The organism is Paraburkholderia sp. BL17N1, assembly GCF_003634175.1.
Taxonomy (GTDB): Bacteria; Pseudomonadota; Gammaproteobacteria; order Burkholderiales; family Burkholderiaceae; genus Paraburkholderia.
Genome location: NZ_RBIW01000001.1, coordinates 2,863,693 through 2,877,713, shown reverse-complemented (window position 1 = coordinate 2,877,713; position 14,021 = coordinate 2,863,693). Strand labels below are relative to the sequence as shown.

The 14,021-nt window shown below is 62.6% G+C and carries 15 protein-coding genes; 4 read left to right on the top strand and 11 right to left on the bottom strand.

Going from position 1 to position 14,021, the window contains the following annotated elements; genetic code table 11:
- Positions 1-242 precede the first annotated feature (242 nt).
- From prfB to B0G82_RS12965, 3 genes are all read left to right on the top strand, one after another.
- A protein-coding gene (gene prfB / locus B0G82_RS12975) for a peptide chain release factor 2 (RefSeq protein ID WP_106279449.1) occupies positions 243-1,347 on the top strand; the annotation gives its coding sequence in 2 pieces (ribosomal slippage) (positions 243-323 and positions 325-1,347; 1,104 coding nt in all).
- A 160-nt stretch (positions 1,348-1,507) separates the two neighbouring features.
- Positions 1,508-3,049, top strand: a complete 1,542-nt coding sequence (gene lysS / locus B0G82_RS12970; RefSeq protein WP_121308679.1) for a lysine--tRNA ligase — start codon at positions 1,508-1,510, stop codon at positions 3,047-3,049.
- Between the two features lie 313 nt (positions 3,050-3,362).
- Entirely contained in the window at positions 3,363-4,103 is a 741-nt protein-coding gene (locus B0G82_RS12965) for a glycine zipper 2TM domain-containing protein (protein WP_121307586.1), read from the top strand.
- Between the two features lie 126 nt (positions 4,104-4,229).
- Here B0G82_RS12965 and iscX read toward each other — a convergent pair whose 3' ends face one another.
- The 10 genes from iscX to B0G82_RS12915 all read right to left on the bottom strand — a co-directional run bounded on the left by iscX (position 4,230) and on the right by B0G82_RS12915 (position 11,444).
- Positions 4,230-4,427 (bottom strand): Fe-S cluster assembly protein IscX, encoded by a 198-nt coding sequence (gene iscX, locus B0G82_RS12960; RefSeq protein WP_007181290.1) that lies wholly within the window; start codon positions 4,425-4,427, stop codon positions 4,230-4,232.
- A 15-nt stretch (positions 4,428-4,442) separates the two neighbouring features.
- Positions 4,443-4,784 (bottom strand): ISC system 2Fe-2S type ferredoxin, encoded by a 342-nt coding sequence (gene fdx / locus B0G82_RS12955; RefSeq protein ID WP_116117710.1) that lies wholly within the window; start codon positions 4,782-4,784, stop codon positions 4,443-4,445.
- Positions 4,785-4,935: 151 nt separating this feature from the next.
- Positions 4,936-6,807, bottom strand: a complete 1,872-nt coding sequence (hscA, locus tag B0G82_RS12950) for a Fe-S protein assembly chaperone HscA (protein WP_121307585.1) — start codon at positions 6,805-6,807, stop codon at positions 4,936-4,938.
- Between the two features lie 103 nt (positions 6,808-6,910).
- Positions 6,911-7,438 carry a Fe-S protein assembly co-chaperone HscB gene (gene hscB, locus B0G82_RS12945; protein ID WP_121307584.1) on the bottom strand — a complete coding sequence of 176 codons (528 nt, stop codon included), beginning with the start codon at positions 7,436-7,438 and terminating at the stop codon, positions 6,911-6,913.
- Positions 7,439-7,606: 168 nt separating this feature from the next.
- Positions 7,607-7,930 (bottom strand): iron-sulfur cluster assembly protein IscA, encoded by a 324-nt coding sequence (iscA, locus tag B0G82_RS12940; RefSeq protein ID WP_028199494.1) that lies wholly within the window; start codon positions 7,928-7,930, stop codon positions 7,607-7,609.
- Positions 7,931-8,088: 158 nt separating this feature from the next.
- Positions 8,089-8,502: a Fe-S cluster assembly scaffold IscU gene (gene iscU / locus B0G82_RS12935; RefSeq protein WP_007181285.1), complete on the bottom strand. Its 414-nt coding sequence runs from the start codon at positions 8,500-8,502 to the stop codon at positions 8,089-8,091.
- Between the two features lie 80 nt (positions 8,503-8,582).
- Positions 8,583-9,806 carry an IscS subfamily cysteine desulfurase gene (locus tag B0G82_RS12930; protein WP_121307583.1) on the bottom strand — a complete coding sequence of 408 codons (1,224 nt, stop codon included), beginning with the start codon at positions 9,804-9,806 and terminating at the stop codon, positions 8,583-8,585.
- 75 nt (positions 9,807-9,881) lie between these two features.
- A complete protein-coding gene (iscR, locus tag B0G82_RS12925) occupies positions 9,882-10,412 on the bottom strand; it encodes a Fe-S cluster assembly transcriptional regulator IscR (protein ID WP_012433568.1) in 531 nt (176 codons plus the stop codon).
- Positions 10,413-10,546: 134 nt separating this feature from the next.
- Positions 10,547-11,044, bottom strand: a complete 498-nt coding sequence (locus B0G82_RS12920; RefSeq protein WP_121307582.1) for a low molecular weight protein-tyrosine-phosphatase — start codon at positions 11,042-11,044, stop codon at positions 10,547-10,549.
- Positions 11,045-11,204: 160 nt separating this feature from the next.
- Positions 11,205-11,444, bottom strand: coding sequence for a hypothetical protein (locus B0G82_RS12915; protein WP_121307581.1), 240 nt, complete (start codon positions 11,442-11,444; stop codon positions 11,205-11,207).
- Positions 11,445-11,711: 267 nt separating this feature from the next.
- Here B0G82_RS12915 and B0G82_RS12910 point away from each other — a divergent pair, with 267 nt between their 5' ends.
- Complete coding sequence (locus B0G82_RS12910; RefSeq protein WP_121307580.1) at positions 11,712-12,281, top strand: hypothetical protein; 570 nt, start codon at positions 11,712-11,714, stop codon at positions 12,279-12,281.
- A 224-nt stretch (positions 12,282-12,505) separates the two neighbouring features.
- Here the strand turns inward: B0G82_RS12910 and B0G82_RS12905 are convergent, their stop codons facing one another.
- Positions 12,506-13,921 (bottom strand): lactate utilization protein B, encoded by a 1,416-nt coding sequence (locus tag B0G82_RS12905; RefSeq protein WP_121307579.1) that lies wholly within the window; start codon positions 13,919-13,921, stop codon positions 12,506-12,508.
- Positions 13,922-14,021: the final 100 nt, after the last annotated feature.

Here is a 14,021-nt window from a genome sequence, read left to right as displayed (position 1 = left end):
CCGGTTGAACCGGGCGCGTTGCAATCGCGAACTGGAGCGCAGACTTCACGCGACGAATGCAGCCGATGAGTCGACGCCGGCGCGTCAGGCGACCTGCGGACCGCGCCGGCGTCGCCGCACCGAAAACCTCGAAAATCTCCGCAAAATCAACCGCCAACACGCGCCGGATCGCTCAACAGCCTCCGGCGCGGCGTGCCGATCGGCTATAATTTCCCCTTTTTACGAAGCTATAAAAGATCGACATGGAAGCGGAACGTCTCAACGCGATCGAAGCCTCACTGGCGGACCTGCGCAATCGCGCGGACTCGCTACGGGGGTATCTTTGACTACGACGACAAAGCACTGCGTCTAATCGAAGTGAACCGGGAACTCGAAGACCCGGACGTCTGGAACGACTCGAAGCACGCCCAGGCTCTCGGCCGGGAAAAGAAGCTGCTCGACGACACCGTCGGCAAACTCACGTCGCTCGATAACGACCTGCGCGACGCGCAGGACCTGTTCGACATGGCCCGCGAGGAAGACGACGAGGAAACCCTCCTCGCCTGCGAAGCCGACGCGCAAGGCATCGAACAGCGGGTCGCCGACATGGAATTCCGCCGCATGTTCGCAAACCCGGCGGATCCGAACAATGCCTTCCTGGACATCCAGGCCGGCGCCGGCGGCACCGAGGCGTGCGACTGGGCGTCCATGCTGCTGCGCCAGTATCTGCGCTACTGCGAGCGCAAGGGCTTCAAGACCGAAGTGCTGGAACAGACCGACGGCGACGTTGCCGGCATCAAGAACGCCACCATCAAGATCGAAGGCGAATACGCGTACGGCTTCCTGCGCACCGAAACCGGCGTGCACCGCCTCGTGCGCAAGTCGCCGTTCGATTCGTCGGGCGGCCGTCATACGTCGTTCTCGTCGGTGTTCGTGTACCCGGAAATCGACGACTCGATCGAAGTCGACATCAACCCGGCCGATCTGCGTATCGACACGTACCGCGCGTCCGGCGCGGGCGGTCAGCACATCAACAAGACCGACTCCGCAGTGCGTATCACGCACATACCGTCGGGCATCGTCGTGCAGTGCCAGAACGACCGTTCGCAGCACCGCAACCGCGCCGAAGCCATGGCCATGCTGAAATCGCGCCTGTACGAAGCGGAAATCCGCAAGCGTCAGGAAGAGCAGGACAAGCTCGAAGCCGGCAAGACCGATGTGGGCTGGGGTCATCAGATCCGCTCGTACGTGCTGGACAACAGCCGTATCAAGGATTTGCGCACCAACGTCGAAATCAGCAATACCAAGAGCGTGCTCGACGGCGACCTCGATCCGTTCATCAGCGCCAGCCTGAAACAGGGCGTCTGAGCGCAACCGGCGCGGCGTGCAAGGCCGCGCCGCGGCTTCGCCTCTGGTTCATCGCTGCTTCGCTGTTCCTCGCTGTTTCCTTACACCGCCTGAGGTTTTTTACTGACTGGCCACCCGCATGCGCGCCACGCCCCTGCGGGCCACCGAATATCAGATCACCATGACCGAACCGACCCAGCCCAATGCGGCCCAGCCTAACGTCGTGCCCGAGGTGGACGACAACAAGATCATGACCGAGCGCCGCGAAAAGCTGCGCGAACTGCGTGAGCAAGGCGTCGCCTATCCGAACGATTTCCGTCCCTCGCATCACGCCGAAGATCTGCAATCGCAGTTCGAACACTCCGACAAGGAAGCGCTCGAAGCGAATCCGCTCGAAGTCGCGATCGCCGGCCGCATGATGCTCAAGCGCGTGATGGGCAAGGCAAGCTTTGCGACCGTGCGCGACGGTTCGGGTCAGATCCAGTTCTTCATCACGCCCGCCGACGTCGGCCAGGAAACGTACGACGCCTTCAAGAAGTGGGACATGGGCGATATCGTGGCGGCGCGCGGCGTGCTGTTCCGCACCAACAAGGGCGAACTCTCGGTGCGCTGCACGGAACTGCGTCTGCTGTCGAAGTCGCTGCGTCCGCTGCCGGACAAGTTCCACGGTCTCGCCGACCAGGAAATGAAGTATCGGCAGCGCTATGTCGATCTGATCGTCACGCCGGAAACGCGCAAGACTTTCGTCGCGCGCACCAAGGCGATTTCATCGATCCGCAACTTCATGGCGAAGGCCGATTTCATGGAAGTCGAAACGCCGATGCTGCACCCGATTCCGGGCGGCGCGGCGGCCAAGCCGTTCACCACGCACCACAACGCGCTCGACATGCAGATGTTCCTGCGTATCGCGCCGGAGCTGTATCTGAAGCGTCTGGTGGTCGGCGGCTTCGAGCGCGTGTTCGAGATCAACCGTAACTTCCGCAATGAGGGCGTGTCCGTGCGCCACAATCCGGAATTCACGATGATCGAGTTCTACGCGGCGTACACGGATTACAAGTGGTTGATGGATTTCGTCGAGCAGTTGATCCGTCAGGCGGCCATCGACTCGCTCGGCACCGCCACGATCACGTATCAGGGCCGCGAGCTCGATCTGGCCAAGCCGTTCCATCGACTCACGATCACGCAGGCGATCCAGAAGTACGCGCCGCAATACACGAACGAGCAACTGGCGGACAGCGCCTTCCTGCGCACCGAGCTGAAGAAGTTCGGCGTGGATGCATCGCAGCCGCAGTTCCTGAACGCGGGCGTCGGTTCGCTGCAACTCGCGCTGTTCGAGGAAACCGCCGAGTCGCAATTGTGGGAGCCGACATACATCATCGACTACCCGGTCGAAGTGTCGCCGCTCGCGCGCGCGTCGGACGCGCAGCCGGGCATCACCGAGCGTTTCGAGCTGTTCATCACGGGCCGCGAGATCGCCAACGGCTTCTCGGAGCTGAACGATCCGGAAGACCAGGCCGCGCGCTTCAAGAAGCAGGTCGACCAGAAAGAGGCCGGCGACGAAGAAGCCATGTTCTACGACGCGGATTACATTCGCGCGCTGGAATACGGCATGCCGCCGGCCGGCGGTTGCGGGATCGGCATCGACCGTCTGGTCATGATGCTGACGGACAGCCCGAGCATCCGCGACGTCATTCTGTTTCCGCATCTGCGCCGCGAAGACTGAGACTTGCGTTGTTCAAGGCATGTGCAAACGCCCGGCTCCATGCCGGGCGTTTTTCTTGCTGCCTGCTGTGTCCCGCGGCCGCCCGACGGTTTGTAACCAGCGGTAAAAACTGCAGGCCGTGCGATGATACGACTGCCGACGTTCATCGCGCTCGCGCTGGCCGGAAGCGGCGCCTCGCCGCGTCACGCGGCTTTGATGCGGCACCGGCGCGATGATTGCCTGGAAATCGTTACAAATTGAAACCCTCGCGGAATCGATTTATCCGACACTTTGTCTTACTAAAAGTCGACTCTGTTGAAGACGGAGGCCAAAAATGGACAATCCCAACACGCAACCGACCACGCAATCCGCGCAACCCGCGCCACAACGCCGGATTCACCCGCTCGTCGCCACCGCTGCCGGCGCGGTGATCATCGCCAGCCTCGCCGCCACGGCGGCCGTCACTGGCTTGTTTTCGAAGGCGTCGGGCACCGGCGCGCAAAACGATCAGACGCAAACGGCGCAGGTCGCCACCCAGACCACGCCACCGGGCGTAGTCGATTCGGCGGCGCCCGCGAATCCGGCGGCGCAGCAACAAGCTGCCCAGCAGCAGGCTGCGCAACAGCCGCAACCCGCAGCCGCCCGGGCGCAAGCCCCCGCACAGCAGCCGCAATACGCGCAGCAGCAACAGGCGCAGGCGGCACCTAACTATGCGCAGCAACCGCCGCCGCAACCCGCATACTGCTCGACTTGCGGCACGGTCGAGGCCATCTCGGCGGTACGTCAGGAAGGTCATGGCACAGGCATCGGCGCGGTCGGCGGCGCAGTGGCCGGCGGCGTGGTCGGCAATCAGTTCGGCAGCGGCAATGGCCGCACCGCGATGACCGTTCTCGGTGCGCTCGGCGGCGGCCTTGCCGGGAACTCAGTCGAAAAACATATCCGCAGCACCACGTCGTATTCGGTGCGGGTGCGCATGGAAAGCGGCAAAACGCGTTACTTCACTTACCATGAAGCGCCGCCGTTCCAGCAAGGTCAGCGGGTCCGGGTTCAGAATGGCACGCTCGTGGCGAGCTAACCGCGCACAGGTTGAGTTTGCGCCAGACGCAAAAAAGGCGATTCCATCTGGAATCGCCTTTTTTCTTTTGCCGCAACCGGGAAGCGCGACCAGATGGCTGACCGGTGCCGGAAAATTCAGTGACGCTCAGTAATCCGCGTCTTCAATCCATGCAGCCTGAATCGCCTCGAGGATCTTTTCGTTCGACCGGTTAGGATCGTCGTCGAATCCTTCCAGCTCGGTGACCCAACGGTGCAAGTCGGTGAAGCGCACCTGTTGCGGATCGATGTCCTGGTGCTTGTCAGTCAGGGCCATCGCGATGTCTTGCGTATCGGTCCACTTCATGGCTGCATCCTCCTGTTAGTGATTTTCCTTCGCGTGATTGATCGAGTAGCGAGGGATTTCGACAACCAGATCCTGCTCAGCCGGCACCAAGGCCTGGCACGACAGGCGCGAGGCCGGTTCGAGCCCCCACGCCTTGTCCAACAGATCGTCCTCGTCTTCCTCCGATGGCGTCAAGGCGGCGAAACCCTCACGCACGATCACGTGACAGGTCGTGCAGGCGCACGACTTCTCGCACGCGTGCTCGATTTCAATGCCGTGTTCGAGCAGGCTGTCGCAGATGCTCTTGCCGGGCACGGCATCGATCACCGCGCCTTCCGGGCACAGTTCGACGTGAGGCAGCACAACGATTTGAGGCATACATTTTCCGTTTGGGTCTGCGGCACGGCGGCCGCAAACAGGCTCCGTACCATTTTACTGGCGCCGCGCGGACTTTTTAAGTCCGCGCGGCGCGATTCGGTTTTTTGCGGCGGCCTCCTGCAAGTCAAGGCCGCCTGCCGCTAGCGCAGGCTCAGATCTCGTCGAGCTTGCGACCGGCGAGCGCGCGGCGAATGCCTTTGTTCATCCGGCGGGCGGCGAATTCGTCGGTGCCTTCGGCGAGCGTTTTGGTGGCGGCTTCGATCGTGTCGACGTCGTCGCTTTGCGCGACGTTGCGCAATGCATCGAGGAGCTTGTCGAGTTCGGCGCGCTCGCTGTCGTCGAGCAGTTCGGCGTCGGCGGCCAGGGCGGCGTCGGTGGCTTCCAGGAGACGGCGCGCTTCGACTTGCGCTTCGCGCAGCGCACGCGCGCGCATGTCGACTTCAGCGGTCGAGAAACTGTCTTCGAGCATGCGGGCGATGTCGTCATCGGCAAGACCGTAGGACGGCTTGACCACCACCGACGCTTCCACGCCCGAGCCCTGCTCGCGTGCGAACACGGACAGCAGGCCGTCCGCGTCCACCTGATAGGTCACGCGAATGCGTGCCGCGCCGGCGGCCATCGGCGGAATGCCGCGCAGCTCGAAGCGCGCGAGCGAGCGGCAGTCGCTGACGAGCTCGCGCTCGCCTTGCACGACGTGGATCGCCATGGCCGTCTGGCCGTCCTTGAAGGTCGTGAAATCCTGCGCTCGCGCGACCGGAATCGTCGAATTGCGCGGGATGATCTTTTCGGTCAAACCGCCCATCGTCTCGACGCCGAGCGAAAGCGGAATCACGTCGAGCAGCAGCCACTCGTCGCCGTCCGCACCGCGGTTGCCCGCGAGCAGATCGGCCTGGATCGCGGCGCCCAGCGCGACCACTTGATCGGGGTCGAGATTGATCAGCGGCGGCTGGCCGAAAAACGCCTCGACCGCGCGGCGAATCACGGGCATGCGCGTCGCGCCGCCGACCAGCACCACGCCCTTGATTTCCCTGGTCGTGACTTTGGCGTCGCGCAGCGCTTTTTTCGTCGGGCCGAGCGTGCGCTGCACGAGTTCCTGCGTGAGGGCTTCGAAAGTGGCTTCGTCGATCGTCAGATCGAGCTGAGCGCCGTTCGAAAGCGTAGTCTGTAGCTTCGCACTCGGCGCGTCGGACAAGGCCTCCTTGGCCTCGCGGACGCTGTCCAACAGCAGGCGTACATCTTCCGGCGCGAGCGTTTGCGGCGCGATGCCCGCCTGCTCCAGCACATGGCGATACAGCGCGTGATCGAAATCGTCGCCGCCGAGCGCGGAATCGCCGCCGGCCGCGAGCACTTCGAATACGCCCTTGGTGAGCTTCAGAATCGACAGGTCGAAGGTGCCGCCGCCGAGGTCGTACACGGCATACAGCCCCTCGGAACCGTTGTCGAGGCCGTAGGCAATCGCGGCCGCGGTCGGTTCGTTCAGGAGACGCAGCACATTCAGGCCGGCCAGACGCGCTGCGTCTTTCGTCGCCTGCCGCTGGGCTTCGTCGAAGTAAGCCGGCACCGTGATCACCGCGCCGACCAGTTCGTCGCCGAGCGTGTCTTCGGCGCGCTGGCGCAGCGTCGCGAGAATTTCGGCCGACACTTCGACCGGGCTCTTCACGCCGTCGACGGTGCGAATCTGCACCATGCCGGGCGCGTCGATGAAATCGTACGGCGCGTTTTCGGCGCCCTCCACTTCCGCCTTGCCGCGCCCCATGAAGCGCTTGACCGAGACGATCGTGTTGCGCGGATCGCTCGCCGCCTCAGCCTTGGCCGTGCGGCCGATACGTCGGCCGCCTTTTTCGAGGTAGCGCACCACCGAGGGCAGCAGCGCATGGCCGTCTGCGTCGGGCAGCACGTCGGGCACGCCGCTGCGCACGGCGGCGACGAGAGAATTGGTGGTGCCGAGATCGATACCGACCGCCAGACGCCGCTGGTGGGGCGCCGGCGCCATGCCGGGTTCGGAGATTTGCAGTAGGGCCATCTGGATCTTCTCGGGGCCGCTCGGCCCCGTCCTGAATTTTCGCGTTGCTGGATGAAATGCTACGGCTCTTCTGGCGGGCATCGCCGCATTCGTGGCGCGCCCGCTAGTTCTCGAGCCGCTCGATCTGCGTGCCGATTTCCGACGCCACCCGTTCGATGAACATCAACTGCCGCACTGCCTCGCCGGCCGCCTGATTCGCGCCGCTATCGAGCAACGCGCCGAGCTTGTCGAAACGCATGCGTTCTTCGTCGCGCAGTTCGGTGAGCAAGGCGTCGAGCGCGTCGACGTTCTTCGCCGCGGCCGCGTCTTCGATGCCTTCGCGCCATTCCATCTGCTGCATGAGAAACGCCGGCTCCATCGCCGTATTATTCTCCGCCCCCACGTCGAGGCCACGCAGATGCAACAGATACGTGGCGCGCTTCAGCGGATCGCGCAGCGTCTGGTACGCCTCGTTGGTCCGCGTCGCCCATTGCATTGCAATGCGCTTTTGCGCGTCGCCGGCCGCCGCGAAGCGGTCCGGATGCACTTGCGCCTGGACCGTGCGGTAGGCGTGATCGAGCGCGGATGCGTCGAGCGCGAATTGCGCCGGCAGATCGAACAGGTCGAAGTGGCTGTCGTTCAGCGAGGCCATCGGATAAAAGAAGTCCGTTCAGGAAAGCGCACCGGAGTGCAGTCTAAAAGCGCGGTCTTGCGACGAATGAGCGGCGGTACATGCAGCACCGGCACAGGCGAATTCGCGCATCAAATTAAAAAGGCGGCCCGCGCCGCCTTTGATCCGCTGCACGCGGAATGTCCCGATTTACACGCGGAACGATTCGCCGCAACCGCATTCGTCCTTCACGTTCGGGTTGTTGAACTTGAAGCCTTCGTTCAGCCCTTCACGTGCGAAGTCGAGTTCGGTGCCGTCGATATAAGCGAGGCTCTTCGGGTCGACAATGATCTTCACGCCGTTGCAATCGAACACTTCGTCTTCGGGCGCGAGTTCATCCACGTACTCGAGCTTGTAAGCCAAGCCGGAGCAACCTGTTGTACGCACGCCGACGCGCAAGCCGACGCCTTTACCGCGCCGGGTCAGATACTTCTGGACGTGCTGTGCTGCCTTTTCGGTCAACGTAATTGCCATAGCGTTTCTCATTGCGCAGTGCGTGCCGGTCATACCTCTACCTGCTCACGCGCTGCTACCCTGCCTGCGTCAAATATCGTTCGTGCCGGACGACCGGCGTTAATTCGCGCCGTCGTCCGTTTCGATTTACCTGAAACCGCGCCGCAACCGCCGCTTGATCAAGCGTGCTGCTTTTCGTCCGCGACGACCGCTTCACCGTGGCGTTGCTTGTAGTCGGCGACCGCTGCCTTGATCGCGTCTTCCGCGAGGATCGAGCAGTGGATCTTCACCGGCGGAAGCGCCAGTTCTTCGGCGATCTGCGTGTTCTTGATCGACATGGCTTGATCGAGTGTCTTGCCCTTCACCCATTCGGTGACGAGCGAGCTCGATGCAATTGCCGAACCGCAGCCATACGTCTTGAACTTCGCGTCTTCGATGATGCCGTCCGCGCCCACGCGGATCTGCAGCTTCATCACGTCGCCGCACGCCGGCGCGCCGACCATGCCGGTGCCGACTGCATCGTCGTCTTTCGCGAAGGAACCGACGTTGCGCGGGTTTTCGTAGTGGTCCAGAACCTTGTCGCTATAAGCCATGATGACACTCCTTGATTCGTTTCAACCTGCAATTCGTGCAGTTAGCAATTCGATAAATTCGACGTTGTCCAAACGGCGCGTCAGTGCGCTGCCCACTGGATAGTCGAAATATCGATCCCGTCCTTATGCATTTCCCACAGCGGCGACAAATCGCGCAGCTTCGAAATCTTGGTCTTCAGCAGGTTGATCACGTAGTCGACGTCCTGTTCGGTCGTGAAGCGGCCCACCGTGAAGCGGATCGAGCTATGCGCCAGCTCGTCGTTACGGCCGAGCGCGCGCAACACATACGACGGTTCCAGCGAAGCCGACGTACAGGCCGAGCCCGACGACACCGCTACATCCTTGACCGCCATGATCAGCGATTCGCCTTCGACGAAATTGAAGCTGATATTCAGGTTGTGCGGCACACGCTTTTCCATGTCGCCGTTCACATACACTTCTTCCATTTGCGACAGGCCGCGCAGCAGACGATCGCGCAGCATGCGGATGCGTTCGTTTTCCGTCGCCATTTCTTCGCGCGCGAGACGGAACGCTTCGCCCATGCCGACGATCTGATGCGTGGCCAGTGTCCCCGAACGCATGCCGCGCTCGTGACCGCCGCCGTGCATCTGCGCTTCGATGCGGATACGCGGCTTGCGACGCACGTACAGCGCGCCGATGCCCTTCGGACCGTAGGTCTTGTGCGCCGAGAACGACATCAGGTCGACCTTCAGCTTTTGCAGGTCGATTTCGATCTTGCCGGTGGCTTGCGCCGCGTCGACGTGGAAAATGATGCCCTTTTCACGAGTGATCTCGCCGATCGCCTCGATGTCCTGGATCACGCCGATTTCGTTGTTCACCGACATGACCGACACCAGAATCGTGTCCGGGCGCAATGCCGCCTTGAATTTTTCAAGGTCGATCAAGCCGTCGTCCTTGACGTCCAGATACGTGACTTCGAAGCCTTCGCGCTCGAGTTCGCGGCAGGTGTCCAGCACGGCCTTGTGCTCGGTCTTCACCGTGATGATGTGCTTGCCCTTGCTCTTGTAGAAGTGCGCGGCGCCCTTGATGGCCAGGTTGTCCGACTCCGTGGCACCCGAGGTCCAGATGATTTCGCGCGGATCGGCGTTCACCAGCGCGGCGACATTCTCACGCGCTTCTTCGACTGCGCGCTCCGCCGCCCAGCCATACGAGTGGCTGCGCGATGCGGGATTGCCGAACTGCTCGCGCAGATACGGAATCATCTTGTCCACCACGCGCGGATCGATCGGCGTCGTCGCGCTGTAGTCCATGTAGATGGGCAGATGGAGAGTGTCGTTATTCATCAATTGCTCCGGGGACGTCATGTGCTCTGGCTTCTGGGTTTCTTATCAGGCTGCGGTGACTGCTCGATACCGCGCCTAGGAACCGGCCATGTTGAAAACTGAATTCGGCCCTTTCGGCGCCACGCGGACGGGTTCGACCGCCGGCGCTTCGTTGCGCCTGTCGCGTATCACGGCCGGCGCGCCTTCCCGCGAGCGCTGCTGATCGACCAGATCCTTCAGGGACACCGAATCGAGGTACTCAACCATTTTCTGGTTCAGCGTGGACCACAACTCGTGCGTCATGCAGTGGCCGTCGTGCTGTTTGGTGCCCTCGCACGAGCCCTTGCCGCCGCATTGGGTGGCGTCGAGCGGCTCGTCGACCGCGATGATGATGTCGGCCACCGTCACGTCTTCAGCGCGGCGGGCCAGATTGTAGCCGCCGCCCGGTCCGCGCACGGACTCGACGATTTCATGACGACGCAGCTTGCCAAACAGCTGCTCGAGGTACGACAGGGAGATGTGTTGGCGCTGGCTGATACCCGCAAGCGTCACCGGGCCCTGCTCCTGGCGCAGTGCCAAGTCAATCATCGCCGTGACGGCGAAACGGCCTTTCGTGGTGAGTCTCATATAGTGTGGGAACCGCAATTCTCGACAAGTTTTGTCAAGTATAAATACATGAGCGATTTAGTCAAGTATCCCTACCGCGATTTGGGTCATTTGCTTAATTGCTGAATAAGCCCGGCGCGCGCTCTCGCCGAACTCTATGAAAGCAATTGGGGACGCAGCGCCGCGATGAGGCCGCGGCAGGCGACTTCACATTGATCCAGCACTTGCTCGAAACCTTCCGCGCCGCCGAAATACGGATCGACGACTTCGCGGGCGCCGCTCCAGCGGGCGTCTCCTTCGGGAACAAATTCCATCAGCAGGCGAATCTTGTCGCGTTGCTGCGGCGGGCAGATCTGACGCAACGCGACGATGTTTTTGTCGTCCATGGCGATCAGCAGATCGAAGCGGTCGAAATCCGCCGCGGCGATCTGACGGCCGCGCAAGCCGGCGAGCTCATAGCCGCGCCGGCCGGCCGCCTGCTGCGCGCGCTCGTCCGGCGGCTCGCCAATGTGCCAGTCGCCCGTTCCAGCGGAGTCGATCACAATGCGTTCCGCGAGCTTCGCCTCGCCGACCAGATGACGCATCACACCTTCCGCGGTCGGCGAACGACAGATGTTCCCGAGGCAGACAAAGCAGATGGATACGGTTTTCATCGAGGGCTTTTTCGGGCGCGTGAGGCGCGCAGGCAGACTGTTAATAAATGTTGCCGCGATTATACAAAGCTGGCCGAAATCTCGCCGGGAGCCGGGGCGCGGCTGTCGCGAGCGTGGCAGTAGGTACAGCGGCCTATCCCGGTCGCGCTCAATATCGTGCTTACGACGCTTCCGCCACCGGCATCGCCGTGGCGGCGCGCATCGGTTTGGCCGGCAACGTCGAGGCGTCGTCGATCATGCCGTACGAAACGGCACGCGCGAGTTCGGCCGTCAACTGGTCGGCCGCGAGCGGAGCTTGCGGGGCGCGCGACGCGGCGTTGCCACAAATATGCAGATAAGCAGCCGCAGCGAGCGGCAAAACGATGGCGAGGGGCCAGTACACCGATATTGTCTTTTTCATGATGTCGATTCTTCCGATTGGGGCAGTTGAGTTCGTTAACCACTATGCCCAGTCGAAATCTTATAGAAATTCACAATCGGGAAAAACCCACTGGCGCGACATAGAGCGTTGCTCTGGATGGAACAGTGAATTCACGTTTCGGTGCGCACGACGTTCCGCACGGGTCATGGCACAGAAAATAAATCCTTACAAACACATACAAAGCTCCTGCGACGGATGGCGATAATAGCGGTCTTATAGAAACAAAATCCAGCATCGGTCGATCACATGAAACGCTTTGGTTTTGCACCACTCGCCTGCCTCGCTGTCGCCACTCTGCTCGGCGGCTGCGCGGTCTATCCGGACGGCACGCCCATGTATAGCAATGGCTACGGCGGCGGCTATAGCGGCTATGACAATTACGATGGCTACGCCCCCGGTGTGCCGGTCGTGCCGCAAACCAACGTATACATGGGCTATAGCGACTACTACGGCCCCGGCTACTACAACAACGGGCCGGGGCGCTATTACGGACCCGGACCCGGCTACGGCGGCTATCCCGACCGGGGCCGGCCGAACAACGGCAATTATGGAAACAACGGCAATCACGGCGACAACGGCGGCTGGCACGGTCAGCCGAACGGCGGATCGCACGGCGGACCGCCGCCGCAGGGCGCTGTCGGTGGCCCGCGCGGACCGAGTGGATCGAATGCGCCTCGACCGGGGGCTGGCAGCCCGCCTCCGCCACCACCCCCGCAGCAGCAGGCCGGTGGCGGAGGCGGTCACGGCAGCGGCAACAACGGCGCGCCCGTGCGAGGCGTGCCGGGTCGCCAGTCGGGCCAGATGACGGACCACTGATCTGGACGAACCGCATGGTTGTCGCGCGGTACGCATGCGCTGATGCGCACGCGTACCGCGCTCTGATTTTTTGTGGCCGCTACGTGAGGGTCGCTTCAGCGATATCACGCAGACGGCATTGCGGTTCGGCGCGAGACGAGACAGCGCGATACCGGAACCACCGGGTCGCTTAATGCCGAGCGAATAGAAAAAGACGATAGCAATGTCGGCCCACCGACGCTTGCTCAGCCAATATGGCTGCGCTGCGCCGCGTACAACTCCCTAAACGTTCGGCCGACCGGAGCGGGCATATCCCGCGTATTGGTCCAGCCCGCGCCGCCCAGCGGCAGTTTGGCGATCGACCGGTTTCTCCCGCCCATGCGTTCCAGCACACGCACCGCCAGCTTGGTGAAAAGCGCGTAAGCGTCCGGATGCAGCGCCAGAAAACCCCACACGGCGAGTGCCATGCGCTCTTTCCACGGTCGCAGACGCCGCTCCACCTGCTTCTCGCGCAGCTTTCGCAACAGGTCGGATAGCGGAATGCCCACCGGGCACACGCTATTGCACTCGCCGCACAAGGTCGCGGCCTGCGGCAAATCCAGCGCTTTGTCGATGCCGACATAGCTCGGCGTCAATACCGAACCCATCGGGCCGGGATACACCCAGCCGTACGCATGGCCGCCCACCTTCTGATACACCGGGCAATGGTTCATGCACGCGCCGCAGCGGATGCACCTCAGCATGTCCTGGAAGTCGCCGCCGATCAGCCCCGTGCGCCCGCCGTCGACGAGCACCACGTACATATGCTCGGGGCCGTCCTGGTCGCCCTCGCCGCGCGGCCCCGTCAACAGGGAAAAATAGTTCGAGGTGGTCTGCCCGGTCGCCGAGCGCGGCAGGAGACGCATCGCCGTGGCCAGATCTTCGAGTGTGGGCAGCACTTTCTCGATGCCCGTCACCGCCACATGCACGCGTGGCATCACGGTGCACATGCCCTCGTTGCCCTCGTTCGTGACCAGCACGACCGAGCCCGTTTCCGCCACCACGAAATTGCCGCCCGTCACGCCCATGTCCGCGGTCATGAAATGCGGACGCAGCATCTCGCGGGCTTCGCGCGTCATATCGGTGATTTCGGTCAGGCGTGGCCGGTTGTGAGTCTTCGCGAACAGGTCGGCGATCTCGTCCTTATCTTTATGGACGACCGGCGCGATGATGTGGCTCGGTGGCTCGTTGTCGTTGATCTGCAGGATGTACTCGCCCAGATCGGTTTCGATGGATTGCACGCCCATCTGCCCGAGCACTTCATTCAGGCGCATTTCTTCGGTGACCATCGACTTGGTCTTGATCACCTTCTTCACCTCGTGCCGGCGCGCAATGTCGCCGACCAGCCGCGCGGCCTCCTGGGTCGTCTCCGCGAACAGCACCGTCACGCCGCGCCGGGCCGCTTCGCGCTCGAAGGTTTCCAGCCACACGTCGAGATTTTCCAGCGCGCGATTGCGACGCTCCTTCAGCGCGGCGCGCGTGGCGGGAAAATCGATCGCGGTCATGGCCGTGGCGCGAGCCGACACGAACTTGGTCGACAGCTTGGTGAGGTTCTGCTGCAGGCGCTGGTCGGCGAGTTTCTGACCGGCGCGTGCCTTGAATTGCATCGATTGGACTTGCATAGCGGCCTTGGGCGTAATCAGGCAATACGGACGAAGCGCGAGCGGATACGGGTCAAGCGCGCATATCTGGACGAAGAAGACGGCGGCAGTACGACAGCCC

What these genes read in the sequence shown, in the direction of transcription:
- B0G82_RS12910 (WP_121307580.1), top strand. Translation starts at nt 11,712, where the DNA reads ATGAAACGCTTTGGTTTTGCACCACTCGCCTGCCTCGCTGTCGCCACT.
- B0G82_RS12930 (WP_121307583.1), bottom strand. Translation starts at nt 9,806, where the DNA reads ATGAATAACGACACTCTCCATCTGCCCATCTACATGGACTACAGCGCG.
- fdx (WP_116117710.1), bottom strand. Translation starts at nt 4,784, where the DNA reads ATGCCTCAAATCGTTGTGCTGCCTCACGTCGAACTGTGCCCGGAAGGC.
- B0G82_RS12965 (WP_121307586.1), top strand. Translation starts at nt 3,363, where the DNA reads ATGGACAATCCCAACACGCAACCGACCACGCAATCCGCGCAACCCGCG.
- iscU (WP_007181285.1), bottom strand. Translation starts at nt 8,502, where the DNA reads ATGGCTTATAGCGACAAGGTTCTGGACCACTACGAAAACCCGCGCAAC.
- B0G82_RS12915 (WP_121307581.1), bottom strand. Translation starts at nt 11,444, where the DNA reads ATGAAAAAGACAATATCGGTGTACTGGCCCCTCGCCATCGTTTTGCCG.
- lysS (WP_121308679.1), top strand. Translation starts at nt 1,508, where the DNA reads ATGACCGAACCGACCCAGCCCAATGCGGCCCAGCCTAACGTCGTGCCC.
- hscB (WP_121307584.1), bottom strand. Translation starts at nt 7,438, where the DNA reads ATGGCCTCGCTGAACGACAGCCACTTCGACCTGTTCGATCTGCCGGCG.
- B0G82_RS12920 (WP_121307582.1), bottom strand. Translation starts at nt 11,044, where the DNA reads ATGAAAACCGTATCCATCTGCTTTGTCTGCCTCGGGAACATCTGTCGT.
- iscA (WP_028199494.1), bottom strand. Translation starts at nt 7,930, where the DNA reads ATGGCAATTACGTTGACCGAAAAGGCAGCACAGCACGTCCAGAAGTAT.
- iscR (WP_012433568.1), bottom strand. Translation starts at nt 10,412, where the DNA reads ATGAGACTCACCACGAAAGGCCGTTTCGCCGTCACGGCGATGATTGAC.
- hscA (WP_121307585.1), bottom strand. Translation starts at nt 6,807, where the DNA reads ATGGCCCTACTGCAAATCTCCGAACCCGGCATGGCGCCGGCGCCCCAC.
- B0G82_RS12905 (WP_121307579.1), bottom strand. Translation starts at nt 13,921, where the DNA reads ATGCAAGTCCAATCGATGCAATTCAAGGCACGCGCCGGTCAGAAACTC.
- iscX (WP_007181290.1), bottom strand. Translation starts at nt 4,427, where the DNA reads ATGAAGTGGACCGATACGCAAGACATCGCGATGGCCCTGACTGACAAG.